Origin of the sequence: Actinomycetospora straminea (assembly GCF_028737255.1) — a bacterium.
Taxonomy (GTDB): domain Bacteria; phylum Actinomycetota; class Actinomycetes; order Mycobacteriales; family Pseudonocardiaceae; genus Actinomycetospora; species Actinomycetospora straminea.
On sequence record NZ_JAQZAN010000021.1, the window covers coordinates 82,083 to 105,475 of the forward strand.

Consider the following 23,393-nt stretch of genomic DNA (forward strand, 5'->3'; position numbering starts at 1 on the left):
CCGGGCACCCGTCCGGCCGCCCCTACACTGCCCCGACCGACCCCGGTTCAGCGACGATCACCAGGAGGTCCCTCGATGGCCGCGTCCGCCCCGACGGGGTTCGACCCGCTGCACACCGTCCTGGTGGCGAACCGCGGCGAGATCGCTGTGCGCGTGGTGCGCGCCTGCGCCGACGCCGGCCTCACGAGCGTCGCCGTGTACGCCGACCCGGACCGGGACGCCCCGCACGTGCGCCTCGCCGACCAGGCGTTCGGGCTGGGCGGGGAGACCGCGGCCGAGTCGTACCTCGACATCGAGAAGCTCCTCAAGGCTGCGCAGGACTCCGGCGCGAACGCGATCCACCCCGGCTACGGGTTCCTCTCGGAGAACGCCGACTTCGCCCAGGCCGTCATCGACGCCGGGCTGATCTGGATCGGGCCGAGCCCGCAGGCGATCCGCGACCTGGGCGACAAGGTCACCGCCCGCAAGATCGCCGAGCGCTCCGGCGCCCCGCTGGTCCCCGGCACGAAGGACCCGGTGGCCGACGCCGACGAGGTCATCGCCTTCGCCGACGAGCACGGGCTGCCGGTCGCGATCAAGGCGGCGTTCGGCGGCGGCGGGCGCGGCATGCGCGTCGCCCGCGAGCGCGACGAGATCGCCGAGATGTTCGACGCCGCGGTGCGCGAGGCCGTCTCGGCGTTCGGGCGCGGCGAGTCGTTCGTCGAGCGCTACCTCGACCGGCCGCGCCACGTCGAGGCGCAGGTCCTGGCCGACCAGCACGGCAACTGCATCGTCGTCGGCACCCGCGACTGCTCGCTGCAGCGCCGCCACCAGAAGCTGGTCGAGGAGGCGCCCGCGCCGTTCCTGTCCGACGAGCAGCGCAAGCGCATCCACACCTCCGCCCGCGACATCTGCGTCGAGGCCGGCTACTCCGGCGCCGGCACCGTGGAGTTCCTCGTCGGCGAGGACGGCACGATCTCGTTCCTCGAGGTCAACACCCGCCTGCAGGTCGAGCACCCGGTCTCCGAGGAGACCAGCGGGATCGACCTCGTCATCGAGCAGTTCCGCATCGCCGCCGGTCAGGTGCTGCGGTTCAGCGAGGACCCGACCCCGCGCGGGCACGCCATCGAATACCGCATCAACGGCGAGGACGCCGGCCGCGGCTTCCTGCCCGCCCCCGGCACGGTGACCCGCTTCGTCGCCCCCGACGGCCCCGGCGTGCGCGTCGACTCGGGTGTCGAGACGGGCACGGTGATCGGCGGGCAGTTCGACTCGATGGTCGGCAAGCTGATCGTCACCGGTGAGGACCGCGAGCAGGCGATGGCCCGCTCGCGGCGCGCGCTCGCCGAGCTCGTCGTCGAGGGCCTGCCGACGGTCATCCCGTTCCACCGGGCGGTGCTCGACGACCCGGCGTTCACGGCCCCGGACGGCGCCGAGTCGTTCACGGTGCACACGCGCTGGATCGAGACCGAGTTCGACAACCGGATCCCGCCCTACGAGGCCACGCCGGCCGAGGAGGCGGAGGACACGCCGCCGCGCCAGACCGTGGTCGTCGAGGTCGGCGGCAAGCGCCTCGAGGTGTCGCTGCCCGGTGACCTCGCGATCGGTGGCGGCGGGGGCGGCGCGCGGGCCGCGACGCCGAAGAAGAAGCGCGCCCGCTCCGGCGGCGGCGCCAAGGTCTCCGGCGACGCCGTCACCGCGCCGATGCAGGGCACCGTGGTCAAGGTCGCGGTGTCCGAGGGCGACACGGTGTCGGCGGGCGACCTCGTCGTGGTCGTCGAGGCCATGAAGATGGAGAACCCGGTCACCGCCCACAAGGACGGCGTCGTCACCGGACTCACCCTCGAGGCGGGCGCGAGCGTCAACCAGGGCACCGTGATCTGCGAGATCCCCGACGCGTCCTAGTCGGCGCATACTGAGGGGCGTGGCGGACGTCGGGGCGCACGAGCGGGAGCTCGCGATGGAGGCGCTCGACGCGCACCGTCGCGCCGGCCGTCTCGAGCGCGCCGAGCACGCCGACCGCTGCGTGACCGCGTCCCGGGCGACGTCCCGGGCCCAGCTCGAGGCGCTGTTCTGCGACCTCCCCGAGCCCCACCCGGTCTACCCGACGGCCACCGCGGCGTCCGCGCCGCGACCGGCGGTGGCCGGTCCGCCGGCCGCGCCGGAGCTCCCGGAGCTCGTGGCCCCCAGCGGCGCGGCGATCGCGCGGCACGCCGGGCTGATCTCGCTGCTGACGCCGGCGGCGGCCGCGGTGCTCTTCGCCGTCAGCGGCGGGCGCTTCCCCTGGATCTTCATCCTCGTGCCGATCGTGCTCGCGGCCGTGGCGTACGTCTCCCACCGCCACGGCGGTTGAGGCGTTCGCCGTCGGCGCAATCCCGGCCCCGGCGGGAACACCACGCCGGTGACCTGGCGTTGACCACGTCGTCCGACCGGACACCCGTCGTCTGCGTGTGCGGTCCCCCCGGACGGAAACCGATCGCCTGTCGGGGGTGGGTGTGATGCTCTGGGAACCGGCCCGTGACCGCCACGGCCGCCGCCACGAGGGAGAACGATGACCGGCCCGTCCGGAACCGGCCAGCGCGCCGCCGCGCGACCGATGGTGATCATCATGACGCTGGTCGTCTCGGCCTTCGTCATGATCCTCAACGAGACCATCCTCAGCGTGGCGCTGCCGCACCTCACCGGCGACCTCGGGGTCTCGGCGACGACGGTGCAGTGGCTGACCAGCGGTTTCCTGCTGACGATGGGCGTGGTCATCCCGACCACGGGCTTCATCCTCAACCGCTTCACGCCGCGCCAGGTGTTCCTCGCGGCGATGACGCTGTTCAGCACGGGCACGCTGGTCTGCGCGCTGTCGCCGGGCTTCGAGCTGCTGCTCGTCGGTCGCGTCGTGCAGGCCACGGGCACCGCCGTGATGATCCCGCTGCTCATGACCTCGGTCATGCGCCTCATCCCGGCCGAGCGCCGCGGCGCCACCATGGGCACGATCTCGATCGTCATCGCCGTGGCCCCCGCGATCGGCCCGACCATCGGCGGGCTGATCCTCTCGACGCTCGACTGGCGCTGGATGTTCTGGAGCGTGCTGCCGCTGTCGGTGGCCGCGCTCGTCGTCGGGCTGGTGCTCTTCCGGCTGGACAGCGAGACGCGCCGGACGCCGCTCGACCTGCTGTCGGTGGTCCTGTCGTTCTTCGCCTTCGGCGGCATCGTCTACGGGCTCTCGACGCTGGGTCACGGCGGCAGCGGCGGGATCCCGCCGTGGGCCGCGCTGGTCGTCGGCGCCCTCGGGCTGCTGACGTTCGTGCTGCGCCAGGTGCAGCTCCAGCGCAGCGAGTCGGCGCTGCTCGACCTCCGGCCATTCAGCCACCGGCAGTTCGTCGTCGCCATCGTGCTCTCGGCCTTGCTGTTCATGTCCCTGCTGGGCGCCGGGGCGATCCTGCTGCCGATCTACCTGCAGAACGTGCTCGGCGTGAGCGCCGCGACCACGGGTCTCGCGGTGCTGCCCGGCGGCCTCGTGCTGGGGTTCATGGGCCGCCCGGTGGGCCGGCTGTTCGACCGCGTCGGCGCCCGGCCGCTCGTCATCCCCGGCGCGATCGGGCTGGCGACGTCGATGTGGCTGCTCGCGGCGCTCGGCGCGGGGGCGGCGCTGTGGATGGTCATCGGGGCGCACATCCTGCTCATGGTGTCGCTGGGCCTGATGATGACGCCGCTGCTCACCGAGGGCCTCGCGGTGCTGCCCGAGAACCTGTACTCGCACGGCAGCGCGATCCTCACCACGCTGCAGCAGGTCGCGGGTGCGGCCGGCACGGCGGGGTTCGTGACGATCGCGGCCATCGGGTCGGCGACCGCCGGGGGCACGCCCGACGCGGCCGGCCTGCGGCTCGCGTTCATGGCCGCCGGCGTCATCGGGCTGATCGCCGTCGCGGTGTCGTTCATGGTGCGGCGCAAGCCGGCCCCCGACGCCACCGCGAGCGGGAGCGGGGACGAGGCGCCGGCCGACACCGCCCCGTCCACGCCGGTCGCGGGCGGCTGACCGTCACACCAGCGGCGCCGCCAGGAGGGCCACGGCCCCCAGGGTGGTGACGGCGGTGCGCACGCCGTGCGCGCGCACCCAGGGTCGCTCGAACGCCTCGCGGACCCGGACGACCTCACCGGCGTCGGAGCCGTCCGGGTCCGCGCGGTCGAGTGCCGTGTTCAGCGGGATGTTCACCGCGATCGTGATCGCGAGCGACGCGACCTGCAGCACCGCCCCGACGAGCACGAGCACCAGCGGCGTGCCCGCCACCAGCGCCGGCACGAGCGCCGCGACGCCCACCAGCGGGGCGCCGAGGAACAGCACGACGAACCCGGGGCGCACGATCACCCGGTTCACGGTCGCCATGACCGACACCAGCACCGCGTCGGGCAGCAGCGCCAGCGACGGCATGATCGCCAGCGAGAACGCCAGGTAGAGCCCGGCGAGCATGGCCGAGAGCAGGCCGGCGAGCAGCGTCGCCGCGGGGACCAGGGTCGTCACGGCGATCAGTCCACCGATCGCCCGATCCCCCGACCAGTGCCGCCCGTCCGGGGTCCCTGCCCGCCCGTCCGGGAGCGCGCCCGTCGGGGGCGCCCACGCCTCCGGGAGCGAGGGCGTCCCCCGCTGCGTCCCACGCAGCGGGGGCGTCCCTCGCTCCTCGGTGGGCGCGCCTCAGCCGGTCCCGAGTGCCGCGAGCCGGGGCGCGCGGGGGTCGGGCGCGGCGACGCGGAGCTTGTCGGCCTCGACGTCGGTGTCGACCGTCTGCGAGTCCCGCTCGGCCTGGACGCGCTCGATGTAGGAGCGGACCTCGAGGTCGCGCTGCTCGTCGGTCCAGCCCAGGAGCTCGGCCATCTGCGCGCCCACGGCCTCGGCCGAGTCGATGCCGCGGTGGGCGTACTCGATCGAGATGCGGGTGCGCCGGGTGAGTACGTCGTCGAGGTGCACCGCGCCCTCGTAGGCCACCGCGTACGCGATCTCCACGCGCAGGTAGTCCGGCGACGCGGGCACGGGCTCGAGCAGCGAGGGGTCCTCGTCACCCATGGCCAGCAGGCCGTGCAGGAGCGAGCCGTAGCGGTCGAGCAGGTGCCGGACGCGGTGCGGGTGCAGGCCGTGGCGTGTGCCCAGCTGCTCGGCCTGGTTGACCAGCGCGAAGTACCCGTCGGCGCCGACGAGCGGCACGCGGTCGGTCACCGACGGCGCCACCCGGGTCGGGATGTCCTCGGCCGCCGCGTCGATCGCGTCGGCGGCCATGACCCGGTAGGTCGTGTACTTGCCGCCCGCGATCGCCACGAGGCCCGGCATGACCCGCGAGACGGCGTGCTCACGCGAGAGCTTCGAGGTCTGCTCGGACTCGCCGGCCAGCAGCGGGCGCAGGCCGGCGTAGACGCCCTCGATGTCGTCGTGGCTCAGCGGCGTGACCAGCACCGAGTTGATGTGCTCGAGCAGGTAGTCGAGGTCCTTGCGCGTCGCCGCGGGGTGGGCGAGGTCGAGGTTCCACTCGGTGTCGGTGGTGCCGACGATCCAGTGGTTGCGCCACGGGATGACGAACAGCACCGACTTCTCGGTGCGCAGGATCATCCCGGTGTCCGACGGGATCTTGTCGCGCGCCACGAGGAAGTGGACGCCCTTCGACGCCTTGACGCGGAAGCGGCCGCGGGTGCCGGCGGCGTGCTGCATCTGGTCGGTCCAGACCCCGGTGCAGTTGACGACCACCGACGCGCGGACGTCGGTCTCGCGGCCGGACTCGACGTCGCGGATGCGGACGCCGGCGACCCGGTCGACCTCGTGCAGGAAGTCGACGACCTGGGTCGACGTGCGCACCACCGCGCCGTACTGCGCGGCCGTGCGCCCGACCATCATCGTGTGGCGGGCGTCGTCGGCCTGGGCGTCGTAGTAGCGGATCGCGCCGACGAGGGCGCTGCGCTTGAGCGCCGGCGCCATCCGCAGCGCGCCCGAGCGCGTCAGCTGCTTCTGGTGGGGCAGCGAGCTCTTGCCGCCCATCGTGTCGTAGAGCGTGACGCCGGCCGTGACGTACGGGCGCTCCCAGTGCTTGGTCAGCGGGTAGAGGAAGCTGACCGGCTTGATCAGGTGCGGGGCGAGGCGGGTCATGTTGAGCTCGCGCTCGCGCAGGGCCTCGCGCACCAGCCCGAAGTCGAGCTGCTCGAGGTAGCGCAGCCCGCCGTGGAAGAGCTTCGACGACCGGCTCGACGTCCCCGACGCGAGGTCGCGCGCCTCGACCAGCGCCACCTTCAGGCCCCGGGTGGCCGCGTCCAGCGCCGCGCCGGTGCCGACGACCCCGCCGCCGACCACCACGACGTCGAACTGCTCCGAGGCCAGCCGGTCCCAGGCGCACTCGCGGGCCGCCGGTCCCAGGCGGGACGGCTCGGCGGCGGCGTCCAGCGCCTCCGCCTCCGCGGCGGCACCCGCGTCGGGCACCACCCCCACGTCGCCCGCCCCGCGGTCCGCGGCGCCCCCTGCACTCCGTCCAGCGCCCACGTCCGATCCCCTCTCGTCTGTCCCTGTGCGTCGCGTCGTACCGGGGCTGCCGTTCCGCACCGTCCGCGGGCGACCCCAGGGCGCTCCCCGCCACTCACGCTAACGCGGCAGCGCCACCGCGGGCACCGAGCACGCGGCGCGATCACCTGGTCCGTCCCGGTAACCGGATTCCCGTGGACCGGACCGGTCACCCGCGAGATCCCCGCGGATCATGGACACACGGTGAAGCGCGCCACTACCGTCGCCGATCACGCACGCCCTGGGCCGACCCAGGACCCCGGACGGCGTCGCAGGGGCTGGGTCGGCGCAGACAGGAGTCCTCGTGAGCGCAGGAAGCATCATCCTCTCGGAGTTCCTCGGCACCATGGTGCTGCTCCTCTTCGGCTGTGGGGTCGTGGCCAACGTGCTGCTGACCCGCACGAACGCCGACGGAGACACCGCGTCGTGGGTGCTCATCACCTTCGGTTGGGGGTTCGGCGTGTTCGCCGGCGCCAGCATCGCCGACGCCTCCGGCGGCGCGATCAACCCGGCCGTCACCCTGGCCAGCGCGATCGCCGGCGGCACGCCGTGGTCGCAGGTGCCGTGGTACTTCATCGGCCAGTTCCTGGGCGCCTTCGTCGGCGCGGTCCTGGCCTGGCTGGTCTACAAGTTGCAGTTCGACGCCGGCGAGGACAACTCGGGAACGCTGAACATCTTCTCGACCAACCCGCCGATCAAGAAGCCGGTGTGGAACCTGGTCACGGAGGCCATCGGGACGTTCGCGCTGGTGCTGTTCCTGCTGGTCGCCCCCTACGGCGACAGCCCGGCGATCTACGCGGCCGCCGCCGCGGTCGTCATGGGCATCGGGCAGACGCTGGGTGGCCCCACGGGCTACGCGATCAACCCGGCCCGTGACCTCGGGCCGCGCATCGCCTACGCGGTCCTGCCGATCCGCGGCAAGGGCCGCCCCGACTGGGGCTACTCGTGGGTGCCCGTCGTGGGCCCGCTCATCGGCGCCGCGCTCGCGGCGCTCGTCGCCGCCGTCGCGCCCGTCGCGGCGGGCTGATCCGCCCGGCCGGCGCCCGCTCCCGTGCACCGGGGGCGGGCGCCCGGCCATGATCCCCACGTCTCCACGATCTCGCCAGGGAGCCCCCGCATGACCCAGTACGTCGCCGCGATCGACCAGGGCACGACGTCGACCCGGTGCATGATCTTCGACCACTCGGGACGGGTCGTCGCGGTCGACCAGCTCGAGCACCAGCAGATCTTCCCGAGGGCGGGGTGGGTCGAGCACGACGCCTCGGAGATCTGGGGCAACACCCGCCAGGTGTGCGGCGGGGCGCTCGCCCGCGCCGACCTCAACGCCGACCAGATCGCGGCCGTCGGCATCACCAACCAGCGCGAGACCACGGTCATCTGGGACAAGGCCACCGGCGAGCCCATCCACAACGCGATCGTCTGGCAGGACACCCGCACGCAGGCCATCTGCGACGAGCTCGGCGCGCTCGGTGGCGGCGCGGAGCGCTACCGCGCGAAGACCGGCCTCCCGCTGGCCACGTACTTCGCGGGCCCGAAGGCGCGCTGGATCCTCGACAACGTCGAGGGCGCCCGCGAGCGGGCCGAGCGCGGCGAGCTGGCGTTCGGGACCATGGACACCTGGGTGCTGTGGAACGCGACCGGCGGCAACGAGGGCGGGCTGCACGTCACCGACCCGACGAACGCGTCGCGCACGCTGCTCATGAACATCGACACGCTCGAGTGGGACCCGCAGCTCTGCGAGGAGATCGGCGTCCCGATGGCGATGCTGCCGGAGATCCGGTCGTCGTCGGAGAACTACGCCCCCATCCGCGCCCGCGGCACGTTCCGCGACGTCCCGGTGGCCGGCATCCTCGGCGACCAGCAGGCCGCGACGTTCGGCCAGGCGTGCCTGGACGTCGGCGAGGCCAAGAACACCTACGGCACCGGCAACTTCGTGCTGCTCAACACGGGCACGGAGAAGGTCGAGTCGAAGAACGGCCTGCTCACGACGGTCTGCTACAAGATCGGCGACGCCCCGCAGGTCTACGCGCTCGAGGGCTCGATCGCGGTCACGGGCTCGCTGGTGCAGTGGATGCGCGACAACCTCGGGATCATCTCGTCGGCGCCCGAGATCGAGGACCTCGCCAAGACGGTCGACGACAACGGCGGCGCCTACTTCGTGCCGGCCTTCTCCGGGCTCTTCGCGCCCTACTGGCGCTCCGACGCCCGCGGCGCGATCGTCGGGCTGACCCGCTACGTCAACAAGGGGCACCTCGCCCGCGCCGTCCTCGAGGCCACCGCGTTCCAGACCCGCGAGGTCATCGACGCGATGAACGCCGACTCCGGGGTGCCGCTGACGACCCTCAAGGTCGACGGCGGCATGGTCGGCAACGAGGTGCTCATGCAGTTCCAGGCCGACCTGCTCGGCGTCGACGTCATCCGGCCGGTGGTCGCCGAGACGACGGCCCTGGGCGCGGCCTACGCCGCCGGCCTCGCGGTCGGGTTCTGGGAGTCCGAGCAGGACATCCGCGACAACTGGGCCCAGGACAAGGTCTGGTCGCCGTCGATGGACCCGAGCCTGCGCGACGAGACCTACGCGCAGTGGAAGAAGGCGGTCACCCGCACGTTCGACTGGGCCTGATCCGGGAGCCGGCGGCGCCGGGACCGCGGGTCACCCGAGCGGCCGGTCCCGGCACGTCGCCGCCGGCACGGGCACACCGCGCCGGCGCCCGTCCGGTCCGACCTCCGCGTCCCACCCTCGGGGGGGTCGGGGTGGGCTGCGCTGTCGTCGGCGGCCGCTCGGGCGACGTGCTCCAGCATCGGCGCGCGCCGCGAACCCCGCCCCAGGGTGAATCCCTAGTCCACGCCGGGCGTCCGGCTGGTCACGTCCCGGGGTCGCGCGGCACGATCGCCGAGGGGGTGCGGCGCGTGACGGGGACGATCACCAGGGCGGGCTCCGAGGGCTCCGACGGCGTGGGACGCTCGGCCGAGCTCGCCGCGCTGCTCGACCTCGCCCGCCGGGCGCGGGAGGGCTCGCCGGTGCCGGTGCTCGTCACCGGGCCGGCCGGCATCGGCAAGTCCGAGCTCGTCGACCGGCTCCGCCAGCGGGTCGAGCCGACCACGACCGTCGTGCGGGCCGTGGCGCCCGACGTCGGGCTGAGCCGTCCCGGCGAGCTGCTCGAGCGCTGCCTCGCGGCGGTCCACGCCGCGGGGGCGACCGACGCGTCCGTGCCGCCCGGCCCGTCGCGTCCGGGCGCGTCCGCGCTGCTCGCCGCCCTCGAGGACCTCGCGGACCGGCGCCCGGTGCTGTTCGTCGCGGACGACCTGCACCGCGCCGACCCCGAATCGCTCGCCACCCTGCGCCGCCTGCTGCGCCGGCTCCCGCCGCTGCGGGTGCTGCCCGTCCTCGCCGGGCACGACCGCCCGGGCGACTGGCTCGAGCCCCCGCCCGGCGACGCGTGGCCCGAGGACACGGTCCGGATGACGCTGCGGGGGCTCACGGTCGAGGAGGTCGGCGAGCTGGCCCGGGAGGTCGACCCCGACGTCGGCGCCTGGACCGTGGAGCGCCTGCGCGCCGAGACCGACGGCAACCCGATGTACGTGCGGGCCGTCCTCGCCGAGGAGGACCTCGCCGGGCGCTACCGCCTGGGGCGCCCGCGCCCGCCGGGCTCGCTCGCCGCGAGCCTGCGCCGCCGCCTGGTGCGGCTGGCCGACGGCCCGCGGGCGACGCTCGAGGCGCTCGCGGTGGTGGGCGAGCCCGCGTCGGTCCGGGTGCTGCGCGCCCTCACCGGGCGCGCGGGCGTCGCCGAGGACGCCGCCCCGCTCGTGCGGGAGGGGCTGCTGGAGACCCAGGTCGACGAGACCGACGAGATCCTCGCCTACCGCTCCGCGCTCGTCCGCGACGCCGTGTACGGCAGCGTGCCCGCCGCCCGGCGGCGCGCGCTGCACCGGCAGGCCGCGGAGGTCACGAGCGGCGCCACCCGCCGTCGCCACCTCGTCGGGGCGTCCGAGGGTCCCGACGCCGCGCTCGCCGACGAGCTGGAGCGCGCCGCCACCGCGGAGTTCGAGCGCGGTGCGCTGGTCGCGGCCGCGGAGAACCTGCTGTGGGCGTCGTCGCGCAGCCCCGACGAGCGCTCCCGCGCCGCGCGGCTGACCGAGGGCGTGCGCCTGCTCGTGCACGCCGCCCGCGAGGGGCACGCGCTGGAGCACGCGGCGCAGATCGAGGCGCTGCCCGAGGGCCCGGCGCGCTCGGAGCTGCTCGGGCTGCTGGCGTTCGCGCGTGACGAGGTGATCGCGGCCCGCGACCTGCTCGAGACCGCGCGGGCCGGCATGGACGACGCCACCTCCCCGCCCGAGGCCGTCGCGCGCCTCGACCTCGAGCTGGCCTACGTCCACTGCCAGCTCGGCGCGGGTGGCCCGGCCGTCGCGGCGGCGAGCGACGCCCGGCGCCTGGTGCCCGCGGACCACCGGCTCGTGCCGCTCGCGCGCGCCTTCACCGCCGCGGGCACGGCGCTGACCGACGGCCCGGTCCGCGGCCTCGAGGAGCTGGCGTTCCTGCCCGACCACCCGGCCCGGGCCACCCCGTACGAGCTGCCCGCGCTCACCCACCGCGGCGTGCTCCGGGGGCTGCTCGGGCGGCTCGCCCCGGCGTGCGCGGACCTCACCGTCGTCGCGCGGCGCCGGAACACGCCGCTGGCGCACCTGCTGGGGGTGTCGGCGCAGGTACACCTGGTGTGGGTCGACTACCTGCTCGGCGAGTGGGACGCCGCCCGCCGCGAGGTCGAGGCCGCCGTCGAGGCCGTCGTGCGCCACGGCCGCAGCGTCGACCACGCCACCCTCTGGTCGCTGTCGGCGATCCTCCACGCCGGCCGCGGCGAGTAGGACGCCGCGCGGGCCGACCTCCACCGCGCCGCGGACCTCGCCGGCGCGGCGGACTTCCTCGGCCCGCGGGTGCACCTCACGCTCGCCGAGGCGGCCATCGCGCAGGCCGAGGGCCGCGCCGCCGACGTCGCCGGCACGCTCGCCGCCCTGACGCCCGAGCTGCTCGAGCCCGACCGCATCCGCCTGTACTCGGGGTGGTGGCTGCCCGCCCTCGTCGACAGCCACCTCGACACCGGGCGCCTCGACGACGCCGCGACGGCGCTCGCGGCGCTCGAGCGGGTCCCCGCGGCGGGCAGCTGCCTGCCGGTGGCGTGCGCCTGGCTGGGCGGTCGGCTCGCCGCCGCCCGGGGCGACCTCGCCGCCGCCCGCCGGACCTTCGAGGCCGGGCTGGCGCTGCCCGCCGACGGCGGCGAGCCCGCCTGGTACCGCACCCGCCTGCGCCACGCCCACGGCCGCGCCCTGGTGCTCGCCGGCCACCGCGCCGACGGCCGGGCCGCGCTGGACGCCGCCGCCGACGCCTACAGCCGCCTGGGGGCGCGACCGTTCCTCGACCGCTGCCTCGCCGACCTCGCCGACGCGACCGAGCCCGCCGACCTGGCTGCTGCTCCGGCCGGCGGTGGTCCGCCGGAGATCCTGCGGCGCGACCGCTGGGCCGAGGAGCTCACCGACCGCGAGCGCGAGGTGACGACCCTCGTCGGGCGCGGGTGGACCAACCCCGAGATCGCCGCCGAGCTGTTCGTCTCGACGAAGACCGTCGAGTACCACCTGCGCAACGTGTACGGGAAGCTCGGCCTGGCCGGTCGCCGCGCGCTGCGGGACCGGGTCCAGAGCCGCTGAGATCAGTCCAGGTCGTCGTGCTGCATCAGCCGGCGGCCCGCCTCGGTGACCGATCCCGACAGGGAGGGGTAGATCGAGAACGTGTGGGCGAGGTCGTCGACCGTGAGGTTGTTCTGCACCGCCATCGCCAGCGGGAGGATGAGCTCGCTGGCCACCGGCGCGACGATCACCCCGCCGATGACGACGCCCGTCGCCGGCCGACAGAAGATCTTGACGAAGCCCTCGCGGAGCCCCGACATCTTCGCCCGCGGGTTGGTGCCGAGCGGCATGATCACCTCGCGGGCGGAGAACTCGCCGCTCTCCACCTGGGCGTGGCTGATCCCGACCGTCGCCACCTCGGGACGCGTGAACACCGCCGAGGCGACCGTCTTGAGCCGCAGCGGGGAGACGCCCTCGCCGAGCGCGTGCCACATCGCGATACGGCCCTGCATCGCCGCGACCGAGGCCAGCGGCAGCAGGCCGGTGCAGTCGCCGGCGGCGTAGACGCCCGGGATGTCGGTGCGCGAGACCCGGTCGACGGTGATGTGGCCGCTGTCGGTGAGCGCGAGGCCGATGTTGGCCGCCCCGATGTCGTCGGTGTTGGGCACCGAGCCGACGGTCATCAGGGCGTGCGAGCCCTCGACCTCGCGGCCGTCGTTCAGCGTCACCCGCACGCCGTCGGCGGTGGCGACGACCTTCTCCGCCCGGGACCGCGGCTCGATGTGCACGCCGCGGGCGGTGAAGACCTCCTCCAGCGTCGCCGCGGCGTCGGGGTCCTCGTGCGGGAGCACCCGGTCGCGGCTGGAGATCAGGGTCACCGGCACGCCCAGCTCGGCGTACGCGGAGACGAACTCGGCGCCGGTGACGCCGGACCCGACGACGACGAGGTGCTCGGGCAGCGCGTCGAGGTCGTAGAGCTGGCGCCACGTCAGGATGCGCCGGCCGTCGGGCTGGGCGTCGGGCAGGACGCGCGGCGAGGCGCCGGTGGCGACGAGCGCGACGTCGGCGGTGACCGTCTCGGTGCTGCCGTCGGGGTGCGCGATGCAGACGTCGTGGGTGGCGCTGGAGCGGTCGCTCTCCTCGAACCACGCGCGGCCCTGGACGACGCGCACGCCCGCGGCCTGCAGCGTCCCGCGCACGTCCGCGGACTGGGCGAGCGCCAGGCCGTGCACCCGGGCGTTGACCCGCGGCAGGTCGACGCGCGGGTCGTCGACGTCGACGCCCATCTCGTGGGTGCTGCGGAAGCCGGCGCGCACCCCGGCCGAGGCGATGAAGGTCTTGGACGGCACGCAGTCGTAGGCGACGCAGTTGCCGCCCAGGCTGTCCTGCTCGACGACCGTGACGTCGGCCTCGTGCTGGGCGGCGACGAGCGCCGCCTCGTACCCCGCGGGCCCTCCGCCGAGGATGACGATGCGGGTCATGTGGTGGTTCCCTCCTGTTCGTCACCCTCCATGGTCCACGACGAACCGATGACGCGGATGACGCACGCGCACCGATCGTGTTCCGGCCACCGACGGGTCGGGACCCGAGGGCGTCCCTCCTGGCTACCCTGTCCGCCGTGCCGCTCTACGCCGCGTACGGATCCAACATGGACCCCGCGCAGATGATGCAACGGGCGCCCCACTCGCCCATGTCGGGCACGGGCTGGCTCGAGGGCTGGCGCCTGACCTTCGGCGGCGAGGACTACGGGTGGGAGGGCGCCCTGTCCACCGTCGTCGAGGACCCCGGGTCGCGGGTCTTCGTGGTGCTCTACGACGTCAGCCCCCTCGACGTCGACGGGCTCGACCGCTGGGAGGGCGGTGAGCTCGGCATGCACAAGAAGCTGCGCCTGCGCATCCAGACCATGGACGGGCCGCAGCTCGCCTGGGTCTACGTCCTCGACGCCTACGAGGGCGGCCTGCCCTCCGCGCGCTACATCGGGGTGCTCTCCGACGCCGCCGAGAGCGCCGGCGCGCCGGACGACTACGTCCGCGCGCTGCGCGAGCGCCCCTGCCGGTCGGTGGGGCCGGGGCCGGGGTCGGAGCTGTAGGAGCGCGCGGGCACCTGGGTCGCGCGCGTCTCGGGTGATCACGGGCACGTGGTGCACGCGCGGGCGTCCCCCGCGGTGCACCCCGTGCTCCTGACCAGCCGCGGCCGCCCTGATCAGCCGCTGTAGCCCGCGCGGCGCAGCGCCTCGGCCATGGCGTCGTTCGTCGGCGCGGGGCGGCGGTCGCGGCCCTGTCCGCCACGGCCCTGGCCCTGGCCACCGCGCTGGTCGCGACCGCCCTGGCCCCCGCGACCGCCCTGGCCGCCGCGGCCCTGGCCCCCGCCCTGCGGCCCGCCCTGGCCCCGGTCGGGACGCCCGCCACGACCACCACGTCCGTCGGGGCGGCCCTCGGGGCGGCCCTCCGGCCGGCCCTCCTGATCGCGGCCGCCCTGGCCCTCGCCCCGGGAGCCGCGCGCCTCGTCGGGACGCCCGCGACCGCGCTGACCCTGGCCCTCGCCGGGCCGGCCGCCGCGACCGCGCCCGCCACGCCGACCGCCCTGGCGCTCGCCCGTCCCGGCGGGCGCCTCGGCGGCAGCCGCCTCCGGGGAGCCCCCGGCCGGTGCCTCCCCGGGCGCCGTCGCCGGGGCCGTCGACGCCGCGGCCGGAGCACCCTGACCGCCCGGGCCGCCCTGACCGCCCTGGCCGGCCTGGCCCCGGCCGCCGCCGCGGCCCCGTCCGCCACGCCCCCGGCCGCCGCGCCCGGCACGCGTGCCCTGCGGGGCGTCGTCGCCCTCGCCCGGGCTCGCCTCCTCGTCGACGCGCAGCGTCAGCGAGATGCGCTTGCGCTCCACGTCGACGTCGAGGACCCGCACGCGCACGACGTCGCCCGGCCCCACGACCGCGCGGGGGTCGGACACGAAGTCCTTCGACATCGCCGAGATGTGCACGAGGCCGTCCTGGTGCACGCCGACGTCGACGAACGCGCCGAACGCGGCCACGTTGGTGACCTGGCCCTCGAGCACCATGCCCGGCGTCAGGTCGGTGATCTGCTCGACGCCCTCGGCGAACTCGGCGGTGGTGAACTCGGGGCGCGGGTCGCGGCCCGGCTTGTCGAGCTCGCGGATGATGTCGATCACCGTCGGGCGACCGACCCGCTCGTCGGTGAAGTCGTCGGGGTTCAGCGCCCCGAGCAGCGCGCTGTTGCCGACGAGGCCGTCGACGTCGGTGCCCGTCGCCGCGGCGATGCGGTGCACCACCGGGTACGACTCGGGGTGCACGGCCGAGCGGTCGAGCGGGTCGGCGGCGCCGGGGATGCGCAGGAAGCCCGCGCTCTGCTCGAACGCCTTGGCCCCGAGCCGCGGCACGGCGTGCAGGGCGTCGCGGGAGGGGAACGGGCCGTGCTCGTCGCGGTAGCCGACGATCGTCGTCGCCAGCCCCGAGCTGATGCCCGACACGCGGCGCAGCAGCGGCGCCGAGGCGGTGTTGACGTCCACCCCGACCGCGTTCACGCAGTCCTCGACGACGGCGTCCAGCGACCGGGACAGGGCGGTGCCGGCGATGTCGTGCTGGTACTGGCCGACGCCGATCGACTTCGGGTCGATCTTCACGAGCTCGGCCAGCGGGTCCTGCAGCCGCCGGGCGATCGACACCGCGCCGCGCAGCGACACGTCGAGGTCGGGCAGCTCGGCCGACGCCTGCTCGGACGCGGAGTACACCGAGGCGCCCGCCTCGGACACCACCGCGGCGGTGAGCCCCAGCTCGGGCTCGCGGGCGATGAGGTCGCGGACCAGGGCGTGGGTCTCGCGCGAGGCCGTGCCGTTGCCGATGGCGACGAGCTCGACGTCGTGCTCGCGCGCCAGCTCGCCGAGGCGGGTGCGCGAGGCCTCCCACTGCCGGCGCGGGACGTGCGGGTGGATCGTGTCGGTGGCGACGACCTTGCCGGTGCCGTCGACCACCGCGACCTTGACGCCGGTGCGCAGCCCCGGGTCGAGGCCCATGGTCGGGCGGGCGCCGGCCGGGGCGGCGAGCAGGAGGTCGCGCAGGTTGCCGGCGAACACCAGCACCGCGCCCTCCTCGGCGACCTCGCGCAGGCGCACCCGCAGGTCGACGATCAGCCGCGACAGGATGCGGGTGCGCCAGGCCCAGCGGACGGCCTCGCCCAGCCACCGGTCGGCGGGACGGCCGCGGTCGGCCACGCCCACCGCGCTCGCGATGCGCGCCAGGTAGACGTCGGTGATCGCGGACTCGTCGTCGTCGGCGGCCAGCGGGTCGAGCGTGAGGGCCAGGACCTCCTCGGTCTCGCCGCGCAGGACCGCGAGGATCCGGTGGGAGGGCAGGCGCGTGAACTTCTCGTCGAACGCCGCGTAGTCGGAGAACTTGGCCGCCGCGGTGTCGCCCTCGCCGCCGCGCCCCTCGCGGTAGACGGCGGTGAGGCGCCCGCGGCGCCACATCTGCTCGCGCAGCTCGCCGACGAGGTCCGCGTCCTCGGCCCAGCGCTCGACGAGGATCGCCCGGGCGCCCTCGAGGGCGGCGTCGCGATCGGGCACGCCGCGGTCCGGGTCGACGTAGGCGCCGGCCGCGGTGCGCGGGATGTGCGTCGGGTCGCCCACCAGCGCGTCGGCCAGCGGCTCGAGGCCCGCCTCGCGGGCGATGGCCGCCTTGGTGCGCCGCTTGGGCTTGAAGGGCAGGTAGACGTCCTCGAGGCGGCTCTTGGTCTCCGCGCCGAGGATCCGCGCCTCGAGCTCCCCGTCGAGCTTGCCCTGGGCGCGCACCGACTCGAGGACCGCCGCCCGGCGCTCCTCGAGCTCGCGCAGGTAGGTCAGGCGCTCCTCGAGCGTGCGCAGCTGGGCGTCGTCGAGACCGCCCGTCGCCTCCTTGCGGTAGCGCGCGACGAACGGGACCGTCGCCCCGCCGTCGAGCAGCTCCACCGCCGCCGTGACCCGCCCCTCGCCGACCGCGAGCTCGTCGGCGATGCGGCGCGTGACCGGGGGCAGGACAGGGGCGGACACCCCGCCGTCGGCCGGGGTGGGGACGTCCGTGGCGGTCACCGTCGCATCGCTCACGGCCGCCATCGTGCCCGACGGGTCCGACGACGTGCGATCCGGTTCAGCCGCCGAGCGACTCGAGGGCCGCGTGGACGAGCGTCCGCACACCGACGGGCAGGGCACGCTCGTCGAGGTCGAACGTGGGCTGGTGGATGTCGGACTTCTCCCCGACGCCCGACCACACCCCGAGCCGACCCATCGCGCCGGGCACGTGCTCGAGGTACCAGCCGAAGTCCTCGCCGCCGCTGGACTGCTCGGTGCCGACCGCGGCGTCCAGCCCGTTGGCGCGCTGGGCCGCGCGGGCGAGCAGGTCGGCCGAGACGGCGTCGTTGACCACCGGCGGCACCCCGCGGCGGTGCTCGAGCACGTAGCCGACGCCGGTCGGCGCGAGCAGCGCGGTGATCAGCGAGCGCACCAGCGGCTCGAGCTCGTTCCACGTCGCGTGCTGGGCGGTGCGCAGCGTGCCGGCGAGCATCCCCTGCTGGGGCACGGCGTTCGCGGCGTGACCGGCCTGCACCGCGCCCCACACGAGCACCGTGCCCGAGCGCGGGTCGACGCGGCGGGACAGCAGGTCGGGCAGGCCGGTGATCACGGTGCCGAGCGCGTGCACCAGGTCCGCGGTCAGGTGCGGGCGCGAGGTGTGCCCGCCCGGGGAGGTCAGGCGCAGCTCGAGCATGTCGCACGCCGAGGTGATGGCGCCGGTGCGCGTGCCGACCTTGCCGACCTCGAGCCGCGGGTCGCAGTGCAGGGCGAAGATGCGGTCGACGCCGTCGAGGCCGTCGGCGGCGATGACGTCGAGCGCGCCGCCGGGCTGGACCTCCTCGGCCGGCTGGAAGATCAGCCGCACGCGGCCGGGCAGCGACGGCGCCGAGGCGAGCGCGAGGCCCGCGCCGAGCAGCATCGCGGTGTGGGCGTCGTGCCCGCACATGTGGGCGACACCGGGCACGCGCGACGAGTACGGCGCGTCGGTCTGCTCGGTGAGCGGGAGGGCGTCGAGGTCCGCGCGCAGGGCCACGGTGCGCGGACCCTCGCCGATGTCGCAGACCAGGCCGGTGCCGGGCAGCAGCCGCGGGCGCAGGCCGGCCGCCGCGAGCGTCTCGGCGCAGAGCCGGGTGGTCTCGAACTCGCGCCGGGCCAGCTCGGGGCGCGCATGGAGCGAGCGGCGCCAGCCGACGACGTCGTCGGCGTGCGCGGCGAGCCACCGGTCGATCCACTCCGGGCCGTTGCCGGCGCCGAGATCGGTCACGGGGACCGATGCGGCACGCGGCTCCGCCAGAGTCATCGAACACACCTCCTGGTGGCGGACCCGTCGCGGGTCCGACTGTCCGGCCCAGCATGCCTGCGCCGGACGGCGGTTGTGGGCGATCGAGCCGCTCCCGCGCCGAGGGGTCGCGATCGCGCTGTGTGCGGCGACCCAGCTCACGACCCGTACCGACGAACGGCCGGTCCGTGCAGGTCACCGGCGTACGGTGCCGCTACTCGGCAGTCGCCCCCCGTCCGTCGCAGGCAGTGACAACGGGGGTACCCCGGGGGCGGCCCGCCCAACGGTCGACGTTGCCATGATGGTCGGGTGAGCCCCGCACCCACCGACGCGCCCGGTCCCCGCCGGATCGTCGGGCGCTACCGCCTCGAGCACGAGCTCGGCCGCGGCGCCATGGGCACGGTGTGGTCGGCCTACGACGAGGTCCTGCACCGTCCCGTCGCGGTGAAGGAGGTGCGCCTGTCGTCGGTGCCCGTCAACGAGCGGGCCATCGTGCGCGAGCGCACCCTGCGCGAGGCGCGGGCGACGGCGATGCTCAGCCACCCCAACGTCGTCACCCTCTACGACGTCGTCGAGGTCGCCTCCGAGCCCTACGTCGTCATGGAGCTGCTGCCCTCGCGCAGCCTCGCGAGCTACATCGGCGACCGCGGGCGGCTCACCCAGCCCGAGGCCGCGGAGATCGGGTCGGCGGTCGCCTCGGCGCTCATCACCGCCCACCGCGCGGGCATCACCCACCGCGACGTCAAGCCCGGCAACGTCCTCATCGGCGAGAACGGGCAGATCAAGCTCACCGACTTCGGCATCGCCAGGAACGCGGCCGAGCAGTCGATGACGCAGACCGGCACGGTCCTCGGCTCCCCGCCCTACATCGCGCCCGAGGTGGCGATGGGCCGGGCCGTCGGGCCCGCCGCCGACCTCTGGGGCCTCGGCGCCACCCTCTTCGCCTGCCTCGAGGGGCGCCCGCCGTACGACGCGGGCGACCCGGTCGGCACGGTCACCGAGGTCGTGCACGGCGAGGTCCCGGTACCGGCCGGGCGGGGTCCGGTGATCGACGTGATCCGCGGGCTCATGGTCAAGGACCCGGCGCTGCGCATGCCGCTCGCCGCCGTGCGCCGGCGGCTGCGCCCGCTGCTGTCCGACCCCGAGGGCCCGGTGCTCGCGACGTCGTCCGCCCCGCGCACCACGGCGATCCGCGTCCCGCGCCCCGGCTCCGCGAGCGACCAGGCGGGCCTCATCCCCGTCTCCGGCACACGGGGACCCGCCGGGACGCTGGTCGAGGGCTCCCCCGACGCCCCCGAGCCGCCCCGCCCGCGCCCCTCGCCCAGCCCCCGGACGGGACCCGAGACCCCGGTCGCCACCAGCGGCGAGACCCCCGCCGCCACGGGCGCACCCGCGACGGAGGCGCCGGCGCCGACCGGCGCGGAGGACGAGGCGAAGGTCGCGGAGGCCCCCGCCGCGCCCGCCGTGCCGGCGACCGAGCAGCCCGCGGACGAGGACGCGGCCGGCGGGTCGGCCGGGCCGGCCGCGTCCGTCGAGGGCGCCGCGGTCGCCGCGGGTGTGGCGACCGGTGCCGCCGCGGCGGCGGGTGCCGACGACCAGACAGCAGACGCGCAGACCGCCGACGAGCAGGACGCCGACGCTCCCGTCGCGGGCGGCACCACGGCACCCTCGACCGACGCCGCCGACGCCGCCGACGCCGCCGACGCCGCCGGAGCCGCCGGAGCCGCCGAGGAGCAGGCCACCGCGTCGCCCGCCGCGCCGGCCGGCGGCGAGCCCGAGGAGACGGCGCCCGAGGCCGGCAGCCTGACGGGGGACGCGGAGCCCGCCGCCGCGGAGCCCGCCGCCGCGGCGTCCGCCGACGGCCCCGCCGAGTCCCGGGACGAGGAGCCGGCGAAGGGCACGTCGGTTGCGGCGGTCGGTGGCGCCGTCGCTGCCGGTGCGGCCGTCGGGGCCGCTGCCGCGGCGCGTGCCGCGACGACCGACGACGCCGCCGAGGAGCCCGCGGCGGCGACCGACGCGGCCGCCGCGGCGGCCGCCGAGCCCGACGCGACGCCGGCCGCGGAGCCCGACACGACGCCGGCCGCCGAGCCCACCGCGACGTCCGACGCGCCGTCCGGCGCCGAGTCCCCGGCCGGGTCCGGTGCCGAGCCCGCCGCCGCGGCCGCATCCACGGCCGGGTCCGACGCGACGCCGGCGGGCGGGGCCGAGGCCGAGCCCGCGGCCGGGTCCGACGCGAAGCCGGCGGCCGAGGCCGAGCCCGCGGCCGGGACCGGCGCGGCGCCGGCGGGAGGCGCGGCCGTCAGTTCCGCGGCGACCACGGACACCGAGGCCGAGGCGTCCACCAGCACCGACGGGCCCGACGCGGCGGCCGGCGGCGCGAAGCCCGCGGAGCCGGCGGGGGCCGAGGACGGCTCCGACACCGCCTCGCCCGACACGAGCACCCCCGAGAAGGGCGCCCGCGACCAGGACAGCCCGGACGAGGACACGCCCGACACCGGTTCGTCCGGCACCGCGACCACCGGCACCGAGACCACCGGCGACGACGGCGCCAGCACCGGTACGAAGGCCCCGAGCACCAAGGCCCCGGACACCAACGGCAGCGGCAACGGGCGCAGCCCGCGGCCGTCGACGGGACGCGTGCCGTCGCCGTCGTCGGACGCGCAGACGACCATGGTCGGGCCGCGGGTCTCGGCGTCCGACGACGTGACGCGCACCGTCCGCCGCCCGCCCCCGCCGCCGCGCAGCGCCGGCCCGCCCGGTGCCCGCTGGACGCCCCCGGGCGGCGCGCCGGCGCCCGCCTGGCGGCCGGCGCCGCCCCGGCCGGCCGCGCCCGGGATGAGCACGTCGGGGCAGGTCGCGCAGCCGCTGGCGTCGGACCCCGGCCCCCTGCCCTTCGCGCCGACCCAGCGACCCGCACCGCCGCAGCGGTCGCCGTGGGCGGTCGCCGCCGTGGTGGCGCTGCTGGTGCTGATGGCGGCGCTCGGCGCGGTCGGGGCCTACGCGCTCACCCGCTCGCTCGCCGGTCAGGGCGCGCTGACGACGTCGCTGACCCCGGCGGGCCCGGAGGTGGCGGGCACGGTGCTCATCGCGCACGCCGACACCGACGAGCGCTACAGCGGCACCGGCCTGGGCTTCAGCGCGCTCGTCCCGGCCGGCTGGCAGCAGTTCCGCCTCGAGCAGGCGGGCGGCGACATCGCCGTGCGCTTCGTCTCGCCGGACGCGAGCCGGGAGCTGCGGGTCGACCGGGTCGCGGGCTTCTACCCGGCCCAGCGCTCCGCGGACTACCTCGCGCTGCTCGCCCGCCCGGCGAGCCTCGGCGTCGACGGCAGCTCGGTGGGCCCGGTGGAGACGGTCGGCGCGGGCGCGCCCGGCGCGGAGCCACCGCAGCAGACCGTCTACCGCACCACCTCCGGCGCCGACGACCGCACGACCTGGACGCGGCTGGTGCCGTCGGGCACCGACCTGTGGGTGGTGCGCCTGACCGCCCCCAGCGCCGACCCCGTCGGCGCCCCGGAGCAGTTCCGGGCCGTCGCCGACAGCTTCGCCGTCCCGCCGCCCGAGACGGCCCCGCGGTGACCGTCGTCGGACCGCCCTTCGTCCCGTCGCCGTCCCCCGAGGACGCGGCCGCGGAGCTCGCCAAGCGCACCGGCGCGCTCACCCACGACGTCGCCGTCGTGCTGGGCTCGGGCTGGCGCCCGGCGGCCGACGCGTTCGGGGAGCCGGTGGCCGAGGTGCCCGTCGCGGACCTGCCCGGCTTCACCCCGCCCGGCGCGCCGGACCACGCGGGGGTGGCGCGGTCGGTGGAGGTGGCGGGCCACCGGGTCCTCGTCCTGCTCGGACGTGTCCACCTCTACGAGGGGTACGGGCCGGCGCAGGTCGTGCACCCCGTGCGCGCCGCCCGCGCGGCCGGGGCCCGCACGATCGTGCTGACGAACGCGGCGGGCGGGATCGACCCGGCGTACGAGGTCGGCCAGCCGGTGCTGGTCAGCGACCACCTGAACCTCACCGCCACCTCCCCGCTCGCCGGCCCCGACTTCGTCGACCTCACCGACGCCTACGACCCCGGCCTGCGCGCCCTCGCCCGCGAGATCGACCCCGACCTGCCCGAGGGCGTCTACGCCGGCCTGCGCGGCCCGCAGTTCGAGACGCCCGCGGAGATCCGGATGCTGCGCGCGATGGGCGCGGACCTCGTGGGCATGTCGACCGTGCTCGAGACCATCGCCGCGCGAGCGCTGGGGGCGCGGGTGGCGGGGGTGGCGCTGGTCAGCAACCCGGCCGCGGGCACCACGGACGCCCCGATCGACCACCTGTCGGTCATCGAGGCCGTGCACGCGTCGGCGGCGCGCACCGGCGCGCTGCTGCGCCGCCTCGTCGAGGCCGCGCTGGCGACCCAGGAGGCGCCGGGGTCGTGACGCGCCTGCTGGTGGTGCACCACACCCCGTCGCCGGCCCTGCACGAGCTGCTGACGGCCGTGCTCGAGGGCGCGGGCACCGACGAGATCGAGGGCGACGTCGAGGTGCTCAGCCGGCCGGCGCTCACCGCCGGGGCGGCCGACGCGCTGGCCTGCGACGGGATCGTGCTCGGTACGCCGGCGAACATCGGGACGATGTCGGGCGCGCTCAAGCACTTCTTCGACCAGGTCTACTACCCCTGCCTCGACCAGACCGCCGGACGCCCGTTCGGCCTCTACGTGCACGGCGGCTCGGACACCGCGGGCGCGGTGCGCGACATCCTGAGGATCACGGGCGCGCTGGGGTGGGAGCAGGCGGCGGAGGTCGTGATTTCGACCGGTGCGATCGGCGCCGCCGAGCGCGAGGCGGCGTGGGAGCTCGGGGCCACGATCGCGCTGCAGGCGGTGGAGCGAACGGGGAGTTCGTCCTCCTAGATGTACTCGGCCAGGACGTTGGTGACGGTGGCTGACGGCGTGGCGAGTTGAGGCAG

15 protein-coding genes and 1 pseudogene are annotated in these 23,393 nt (G+C 76.0%); 11 read left to right on the top strand and 5 right to left on the bottom strand.

From position 1 onward, the window contains the following. Positions 1 to 75: 75 nt before the first annotated feature. From PH190_RS24405 to PH190_RS24415, 3 genes are all read left to right on the top strand, one after another. Complete coding sequence (locus tag PH190_RS24405) at positions 76 to 1,884, top strand: acetyl/propionyl/methylcrotonyl-CoA carboxylase subunit alpha (RefSeq protein WP_274234128.1); 1,809 nt, start codon at positions 76 to 78, stop codon at positions 1,882 to 1,884. A 19-nt stretch (positions 1,885 to 1,903) separates the two neighbouring features. Next, on the top strand, positions 1,904 to 2,332 hold the full coding sequence (locus tag PH190_RS24410) for a DUF1707 SHOCT-like domain-containing protein (protein WP_274234129.1): 429 nt from the start codon (positions 1,904 to 1,906) through the stop codon (positions 2,330 to 2,332). Between the two features lie 198 nt (positions 2,333 to 2,530). After that, the gene (locus tag PH190_RS24415) at positions 2,531 to 4,009 is read left to right on the top strand and encodes an MDR family MFS transporter (protein WP_274234130.1); all 1,479 of its coding nucleotides are present in this window, start codon (positions 2,531 to 2,533) and stop codon (positions 4,007 to 4,009) included. Positions 4,010 to 4,012: 3 nt separating this feature from the next. Here PH190_RS24415 and PH190_RS24420 read toward each other — a convergent pair whose 3' ends face one another. Then, a complete protein-coding gene (locus PH190_RS24420; RefSeq protein ID WP_274234131.1) occupies positions 4,013 to 4,492 on the bottom strand; it encodes an anthrone oxygenase family protein in 480 nt (159 codons plus the stop codon). Positions 4,493 to 4,663: 171 nt separating this feature from the next. After that, positions 4,664 to 6,391: a glycerol-3-phosphate dehydrogenase/oxidase gene (locus tag PH190_RS24425; RefSeq protein WP_274234147.1), complete on the bottom strand. Its 1,728-nt coding sequence runs from the start codon at positions 6,389 to 6,391 to the stop codon at positions 4,664 to 4,666. Between the two features lie 418 nt (positions 6,392 to 6,809). Here PH190_RS24425 and PH190_RS24430 point away from each other — a divergent pair, with 418 nt between their 5' ends. From PH190_RS24430 to PH190_RS24445, 4 genes are all read left to right on the top strand, one after another. Next, a complete protein-coding gene (locus PH190_RS24430) occupies positions 6,810 to 7,532 on the top strand; it encodes an MIP/aquaporin family protein (protein ID WP_274234132.1) in 723 nt (240 codons plus the stop codon). A gap of 90 nt (positions 7,533 to 7,622) precedes the next feature. Beyond that, positions 7,623 to 9,125 carry a glycerol kinase GlpK gene (gene glpK / locus PH190_RS24435; protein WP_274234133.1) on the top strand — a complete coding sequence of 501 codons (1,503 nt, stop codon included), beginning with the start codon at positions 7,623 to 7,625 and terminating at the stop codon, positions 9,123 to 9,125. 287 nt (positions 9,126 to 9,412) lie between these two features. Next, the gene (locus tag PH190_RS24440) at positions 9,413 to 11,365 is read left to right on the top strand and encodes an AAA family ATPase (protein ID WP_274234134.1); all 1,953 of its coding nucleotides are present in this window, start codon (positions 9,413 to 9,415) and stop codon (positions 11,363 to 11,365) included. A 69-nt stretch (positions 11,366 to 11,434) separates the two neighbouring features. Next, positions 11,435 to 12,202, top strand: a complete 768-nt coding sequence (locus PH190_RS24445) for a helix-turn-helix transcriptional regulator (protein WP_274234135.1) — start codon at positions 11,435 to 11,437, stop codon at positions 12,200 to 12,202. Positions 12,203 to 12,204: 2 nt separating this feature from the next. Here the strand turns inward: PH190_RS24445 and PH190_RS24450 are convergent, their stop codons facing one another. Continuing rightward, positions 12,205 to 13,602 carry an NAD(P)H-quinone dehydrogenase gene (locus PH190_RS24450; RefSeq protein ID WP_274234136.1) on the bottom strand — a complete coding sequence of 466 codons (1,398 nt, stop codon included), beginning with the start codon at positions 13,600 to 13,602 and terminating at the stop codon, positions 12,205 to 12,207. 137 nt (positions 13,603 to 13,739) lie between these two features. Between PH190_RS24450 and PH190_RS24455 the strand changes: the two genes are divergently transcribed. Continuing rightward, positions 13,740 to 14,210, top strand: coding sequence for a gamma-glutamylcyclotransferase family protein (locus tag PH190_RS24455; RefSeq protein WP_274234137.1), 471 nt, complete (start codon positions 13,740 to 13,742; stop codon positions 14,208 to 14,210). A 575-nt stretch (positions 14,211 to 14,785) separates the two neighbouring features. On the opposite strand, the pseudogene PH190_RS24460 reads toward PH190_RS24455, so the two are convergent. Both PH190_RS24460 and PH190_RS24465 read right to left on the bottom strand, forming a co-directional pair. Further along, positions 14,786 to 17,218: pseudogene (locus tag PH190_RS24460) on the bottom strand (Tex family protein); the annotation flags it as partial. A 34-nt stretch (positions 17,219 to 17,252) separates the two neighbouring features. Further along, entirely contained in the window at positions 17,253 to 18,473 is a 1,221-nt protein-coding gene (locus PH190_RS24465; RefSeq protein WP_274234138.1) for an amidohydrolase, read from the bottom strand. 288 nt (positions 18,474 to 18,761) lie between these two features. Here PH190_RS24465 and PH190_RS30885 point away from each other — a divergent pair, with 288 nt between their 5' ends. The 3 genes from PH190_RS30885 to PH190_RS24480 are packed head-to-tail and all read left to right on the top strand — an operon-like array spanning position 18,762 to position 23,337. Further along, positions 18,762 to 22,028 carry a serine/threonine-protein kinase gene (locus PH190_RS30885; RefSeq protein ID WP_420791706.1) on the top strand — a complete coding sequence of 1,089 codons (3,267 nt, stop codon included), beginning with the start codon at positions 18,762 to 18,764 and terminating at the stop codon, positions 22,026 to 22,028. Further along, positions 22,025 to 22,864, top strand: a complete 840-nt coding sequence (locus PH190_RS24475) for a purine-nucleoside phosphorylase (RefSeq protein WP_274234139.1) — start codon at positions 22,025 to 22,027, stop codon at positions 22,862 to 22,864. Before PH190_RS30885 ends, PH190_RS24475 begins: the two co-directional genes overlap by 4 nt. Beyond that, entirely contained in the window at positions 22,861 to 23,337 is a 477-nt protein-coding gene (locus PH190_RS24480) for a flavodoxin family protein (RefSeq protein WP_274234140.1), read from the top strand. Before PH190_RS24475 ends, PH190_RS24480 begins: the two co-directional genes overlap by 4 nt. The last annotated feature ends 56 nt before the right edge of the window (positions 23,338 to 23,393 follow it).

Coding starts and splice junctions, on each gene's coding strand:
- PH190_RS24450 (WP_274234136.1), bottom strand. CDS start 13,602: ATGACCCGCATCGTCATCCTCGGCGGAGGGCCCGCGGGGTACGAGGCG.
- PH190_RS24465 (WP_274234138.1), bottom strand. CDS start 18,473: ATGACTCTGGCGGAGCCGCGTGCCGCATCGGTCCCCGTGACCGATCTC.
- glpK (WP_274234133.1), top strand. CDS start 7,623: ATGACCCAGTACGTCGCCGCGATCGACCAGGGCACGACGTCGACCCGG.
- PH190_RS24405 (WP_274234128.1), top strand. CDS start 76: ATGGCCGCGTCCGCCCCGACGGGGTTCGACCCGCTGCACACCGTCCTG.
- PH190_RS24415 (WP_274234130.1), top strand. CDS start 2,531: ATGACCGGCCCGTCCGGAACCGGCCAGCGCGCCGCCGCGCGACCGATG.